The 5532-nt window shown below is 63.3% G+C and carries 7 protein-coding genes; 6 read left to right on the top strand and 1 reads right to left on the bottom strand.

Features of this window, described 5'->3' with window-relative positions:
* The 3 genes from MAXJ12_RS14045 to MAXJ12_RS14035 form a co-directional block, all read left to right on the top strand.
* The coding region (locus tag MAXJ12_RS14045) for a translocation/assembly module TamB domain-containing protein (protein ID WP_008836558.1) at positions 1 to 292 on the top strand (292 nt) is incomplete at its 5' end.
* A 177-nt stretch (positions 293 to 469) separates the two neighbouring features.
* Complete coding sequence (locus tag MAXJ12_RS14040; protein WP_008836557.1) at positions 470 to 1915, top strand: PAS domain S-box protein; 1446 nt, start codon at positions 470 to 472, stop codon at positions 1913 to 1915.
* 127 nt (positions 1916 to 2042) lie between these two features.
* A complete protein-coding gene (locus MAXJ12_RS14035) occupies positions 2043 to 2957 on the top strand; it encodes an alpha/beta fold hydrolase (RefSeq protein ID WP_008836556.1) in 915 nt (304 codons plus the stop codon).
* A 64-nt stretch (positions 2958 to 3021) separates the two neighbouring features.
* On the opposite strand, the gene MAXJ12_RS14030 is transcribed toward MAXJ12_RS14035, so the two are convergent.
* Complete coding sequence (locus tag MAXJ12_RS14030) at positions 3022 to 3318, bottom strand: acylphosphatase (protein ID WP_008836555.1); 297 nt, start codon at positions 3316 to 3318, stop codon at positions 3022 to 3024.
* Between the two features lie 256 nt (positions 3319 to 3574).
* On the opposite strand from MAXJ12_RS14030, the gene MAXJ12_RS14025 reads away from it, so the two are divergent.
* From MAXJ12_RS14025 to MAXJ12_RS14015, 3 genes are all read left to right on the top strand, one after another.
* Positions 3575 to 4039 (top strand): aminoacyl-tRNA deacylase, encoded by a 465-nt coding sequence (locus MAXJ12_RS14025; RefSeq protein WP_008836554.1) that lies wholly within the window; start codon positions 3575 to 3577, stop codon positions 4037 to 4039.
* A 103-nt stretch (positions 4040 to 4142) separates the two neighbouring features.
* The gene (locus tag MAXJ12_RS14020; protein WP_008836553.1) at positions 4143 to 4340 is read left to right on the top strand and encodes a hypothetical protein; all 198 of its coding nucleotides are present in this window, start codon (positions 4143 to 4145) and stop codon (positions 4338 to 4340) included.
* A 272-nt stretch (positions 4341 to 4612) separates the two neighbouring features.
* On the top strand, positions 4613 to 5532 hold a 920-nt coding region (locus tag MAXJ12_RS14015; RefSeq protein WP_008836552.1), incomplete at its 3' end, for a glycoside hydrolase family 25 protein.

The following is a 5532-nucleotide window of genomic DNA, read 5'->3' as shown; positions in this document are numbered from 1 at the left end:
CGCCGCGCCAGCCGCTGAGCTCGCCGGCGGTGGCAACACTTCGCTGCTCGGCAGCCTGCGCTCCGCGACGGGTCTCGACGACCTCGACATCGTCACAGATGCCGAGGGCAACGCCGCCGTGCGGGCAGGGCGTTACATCCAGGAAAACATCTATCTCGGGGTCGAAGCCGGCGCAGGCGGATCGACGCGCGCCACCATCAATCTCGACATTACCGACAATCTGAAGGCGCGGGGCTCCGTCGGGACCGGCGGCGATACCGGCGCCGGCATATTTTACGAGAAGGATTACTGAGCCGGCGATTTCTTCCGGGTTCGAAAAAAAATCGCAAGGCAGGGAACTTTATCCCCGCCCGAGCATTCGGTCAGGTTACAGAGGGGAATTCCCGGATTTAAGCAGCGGGGGCTCAATGCAGACCGCCAACCACGACTGGATGCAAGTTCGCCGTTTCCGCCCTCTTGGGGAAACGTCTTGAATATTCCGCAACAAGATGTCGTTGTGACGCTGCACGCATTGGAGCCGCATGCGTCGCATTGGCGCGAGGTGCTGATGGTGCTCCCGGTCGCCATCTACACCACCGACATGTCCGGACGGATCACCTTCTACAATGAAGCCGCCGCCGAGCTTTGGGGCCATCGCCCGCGCATCGGCCACGACGAATGGTGTGGCTCGTGGCGGCTCCGCTGGCCGGACGGCACGCCGATGAGTCACGACGAGTGCCCGATGGCCGTGGCGCTGCGCGAAGAGCGTGAGGTCCGGGGCGCCGAGGCCATAGCCGAACGTCCGGATGGCACGCGTGTCCCCTTCCTGGCTTTTCCGACCCCCTTGCGCGACGCATCGGGCAAAATGATCGGCGCCCTGAACATGCTGGTCGACCTGACTGCTCAAAAAAAGCGCGAGGAGGGCCAGCAATTGCTGTCGGCCATCGTCGAATCCTCGGAAGACGCAATTGTCAGCAAGGATCTCGACGGCCGGATCAGAAGCTGGAACAAGGGGGCGGAACGGCTCTTCGGCTATACGGCGCGGGAAGCGATCGGCAAGCCCATCACGATGCTGATCCCGGAGGACCGGCAGAACGAGGAGCCAGGCATTATAGAGCGTATCTGCAAGGGCGAACGGGTCGATCACTACGAAACTGTCCGTCTCCGCAAGGACGGCTCGAAGATCTCCATTTCGCTGACCGTGTCGCCGATTAGGGATTCCACCGGTCGCGTCATCGGTGCGTCGAAGATCGCGAGGGACATCAGCGAGCGCAAGGAAAGCCAGCACCGCATCCTGATGCTGATGCGCGAAGTCAATCACCGGGTGAAGAACCAGTATGCGGTGATCCTGTCGATGATCCGGGAGACCAGCAAGCGGTCCCGGGATTCGCTCGAATTCGAGAAGCAGGTGCGCAACCGGATCATGGCCCTTGCCCGTTCGCACGACCTTCTGGTGCTGGCCGAATGGCGCGGCGCCACCGTGTTCGAATTGCTGCTCGCGCAGGTAAAGCCGTTCGGCAACGAGGACTGCATCACCATGTCGGGACCGTCGATCGTGCTGCAGCCGAACGCCGTTCAGTATCTGGGCATCGCCTTCCACGAACTGGCGACCAACTCCGCCAAATACGGCGCCCTTTCAGCCTTCGGCGGAACCATCAAGGTCGAATGGAAGCTCGAACGCGACGCCGAAGGCAAGAAGAGCTTTTGCCTCTCCTGGACCGAACTCGGCGGCCCGGCCGTCGGCGAGGTCACCGAACATGGCTTCGGCAAGGTCGTGTTGGAAAAGGTGACGCCTACGGCGCTGGGCGGCGTGGGCGCCGTGACCTATGCGCCGGACGGGGTGACGTGGACGCTGCGCGCGCCGATGACCTATCTCGAAGCCTCGAGCGAAGATGATGAGCGCGGGCCCGAACTGATCGCCGCCGCACTTTCCTAGAGCCGGGCTGAATCTCCCTGCGAAAAATTTCGAACGCCGTGTCGGCATTCGGCACGGCGCTTCGTCCTTGGGGTATCGACGGAGCAGGCCGATCAGCGGACCTGCGAAAGCCAAGGAGACCGACACCATGAAATCCACGCTGATCGCCCTCATCGCTTCCGCAGCGGCATTGCTTGCCGCGCCAGCCATCGTCCTTGCGGAGACTTCCGGGCCGGCAAAGGCCGGCCATGCCGAAATCAACGGCGTCAACTACTATTACGAGATCCGCGGCGAGGGCGAGCCGCTGCTGCTTTTGCATGGCGGCCTTGGCTCGATCGACATGTTCGGCCCGGTGCTGCCTGCGCTTTCCGAAGGCCGCCAGGTGATTGCCGTCGATCTCCACGGCCATGGCCGCACCGCGCTCGGAAACCGCGATATCAGCCTGCCGGATATCGGCGACGATCTGGCCGCGTTGCTCGACGAACTCGGCTACGAAAAAGTTGATGTGCTCGGTTATTCGTTCGGCGGCGGCGCGGCCTTCCGGCTTGCCGTGCAGCATCCCGAGGCGGTGCGGCGGCTAGCGCTGGTTTCGGCCGGCTTTTCCGATGACGGCTTTTACCCCGAGATAAAGGCACAGCAGGTGCAACTCACGGGGGCGGCGGCGGAGTTCATGAAGGAAACGCCGATGTACACCTCCTATGTCGCGGTGGCGCCGAAGCCGGAGGAATTTCCAAAGCTGCTCGACCAGATGGGCAATCTGATGCGCAAGCCCTATGACTGGTCGGCGGACGCGGCCAAGCTCAAGATGCCGGTAATGCTGGTGTTCGGCGACAGCGACATGTACCGGCCCGAGCATGTGATCAAATTCTACCAGTTGCTCGGCGGCGGACTGAAGGATGCCGGCTGGATGCGCGAGAACCTGTCGCAGAACCGGCTGGCGATCATTCCGAACCGCACCCATTACGACGTATTCTTCGCGCCGGAACTGGCCGGCACCGTGCTTCCCTTCCTGAACGGCGAGACCGCGGTGAAGAGCTGGGACGAGCTGGTGGCCGGAAAATAGCGATCGGCAGCGAATGTTTTTGGTCGGCGAGGCGTGGCTTCGCCGGCCATGTTTTGGATGAACATTACCCGGTGATCCGGAAGCCGGCGGAGGCCTGGTCCGGATCGGCGCTTTCGGAAACAACGCCGGAAACCGAAGCGCCCCACGGGCCTTGCCAGAACCGGGCGAGCATTGTCGACACCGCGGCCTCCGGCCCGGCAATCAGCGCCTTCACCGACCCGTCGGCCTCGTTGCGGACCCAGCCGGACAGGCCGAGCCTTTCGGCCTCCTCAAGCGTCCAGATGCGGAAACTCACGCCCTGCACCCTGCCGCTGATCCGGACCAGCATCGCCTTGGGTTCATCCTGCACCGCGACCTCCATGCGTCTCTGCTTGCAAATCTGGCGCATGGCCGGCGGAATGCAACGGGAATTGCCGGCCGGTTGCCCGTGCCGACCGGCGGGTGTATTCTTTTTTGACTGATAGGCTTGCCCTGCCAAAAAGGGTGGTTATGCGGCCAGCCGGCGAAACGGCGAGGAACTGGCCAAGACGCGACACGGTCTCCAGCGACCATTCCCGCGCAATTTCCCCGCCGCTATTGTCGCTTGCCCGGCCGCTTTGCAGCGAAAGGAAACGGCCATGGGTATTGCGCTGACAATGCAGGAATATCTCGAAGACAATCACGTGCCGTACGACGTCGCCCGGCACAGCAAGACCGGTTCGTCGGCGATGACGGCCGAGGCGAGCCACGTGCCCGGCAATGCGCTGGCCAAGGGCGTGGTGCTGAAATGGGACGGCAGCTATCTGCTGGCCGTCGTTCCCGCTTCGCGCCAGGTCGATCTCGCCAAGGTCGGCGAAATCGTCGGCGAGCGGGTCGAACTCGCCACGGAGGAAGAAGCCAGCGCGCTGTTCCCCGATTGCGACACCGGCGCCGTGCCGATCTTCGGCGCGCCCTATCGGGTCGCCAGCGTGGTGGATGACGGGCTCGAGCGCCGCGGCGACATCTACTTCGAGGGCGGCGACCACCGCACGCTGGTGTATGTCTCGGGCAACGGCTTCGAGCGGCTGATGTACGGCATGCCGCACGGTCGCATCAGCGGCTGAGGCGCACTTTTTTCGCCGCGACATGGGATCGTCATCGTAGCGACATTGGCGCGCCATCATCGCAGTCCTATCTAAGGTGCGGGCGGCGATCGAGGAGCGACAGATGACCGAGACCAGGGACACACTGGACGAACTGTTGAGCGATCCGCTGATCAAGCTGGTCATGGAGCGCGACCGGGTGCGCCCGGACGATGTGCGCATGTTGCTGGAACGGGCGCGCCGCCGGGCGAACCGCAAGCCCTTCGTTCCGCCTGTCCATGTGATGGCGCAGGCTCGCGACCAGCAGGGCTGGTGCGCGTAGAGGTGCAACCGCTTCCCCTTTGGAGGCACGTTTTTGCAATTGAATCATTCTCTTTAACTCCGTTCTTAAACCACCCCCTCACAAGCTCGTTTCGCTCGCCACCTCTCCCTCTGCCAATGGGAGAGGCTCGGGGGCTTTTGGATTTTGCGAGACGCGTCATCGTTAACCGGCGCGGAAACTTTGGATTCAGTCTTTCTTGGTAATCTCCCGTTAGTGAAATCGTCTCCGCTGGCGTCCGCCTTCGGTCTCAATTGTTTTGCGTACGGGTCCCAATGCGTTCGACAGCCATCGTCGTTACCCTCCTCGCATGCCTGGGCGTTGCCGGGTGCACATCGAGTTCCGGCATCGACGGCCTGGCGCCGTCGCTCGAAACCACCAGCTCGATTCCGCGACCCGACGCGGCCGTGCCGCAGGTCGATGTAGGCGCCGCCGCTCCGGCGGAGGCTGTCGTGGAAGCCGTGCAGGCGGAGGAGACCGCCGAGCCCGCGGTGACGCCGATCGCCCTGGTTGCAGTGCCGAAGCCGGCACTGCGCGAAGCGCCCTATGCCACCGGAAAAATCCACCGGCACCGGTTCCGCGACGCCAAGCCGATCAATTTCGGCAAGAGATCGCCGACGAAGCTCGCGGTGCACGGCGTGGACGTCTCGCGCTGGCAGGGCGAGATCGACTGGCCGAAACTCAGGTCGCAGGGCGCGAATTTCGCCTACATCAAGGCGACCGATGGCGGCGACCACCTCGACCCGATGTTCAAGAAGAATTGGCGCGCGGCTGGCGAGGCGGGGCTGAGGCGAGGCGCCTATCACTTCTTCTACTGGTGCCGCACCGCTGGCGAGCAAGCCGACTGGTTCATCCGCAATGTGCCGAAGGCGCCGGGCGCGCTGCCGCCGGTGATCGATGTCGAATGGAACGGCGAGTCCCGTTGCAAGAAGCGTCCGTCGCGGGAAAACGTCCTGGAGAAGATGCAGGTCTTCATGGACAAGCTCGAGGCGCATTACGGCCAGCGGCCGATCATCTACACTGCGCCGGATTTCTATCGCGACAATCTGAAAGGCGCGTTTCCGAACCATCCGTTCTGGCTGCGCTCGGTGGCGGCGCACCCGTCGACGGTCTATCCCGGCCGCAAATGGGTGTTCTGGCAATATTCCGGGTCCGGGCTATCGCATGGCGTCGAGGGCCGCATCGACCTCAACGT

This window comes from Mesorhizobium alhagi CCNWXJ12-2 (genome assembly GCF_000236565.1).
GTDB classification, from domain to species: Bacteria; Pseudomonadota; Alphaproteobacteria; order Rhizobiales; family Rhizobiaceae; genus Allomesorhizobium; species Allomesorhizobium alhagi.
This window is presented reverse-complemented; position numbering and strand designations above follow the sequence as displayed.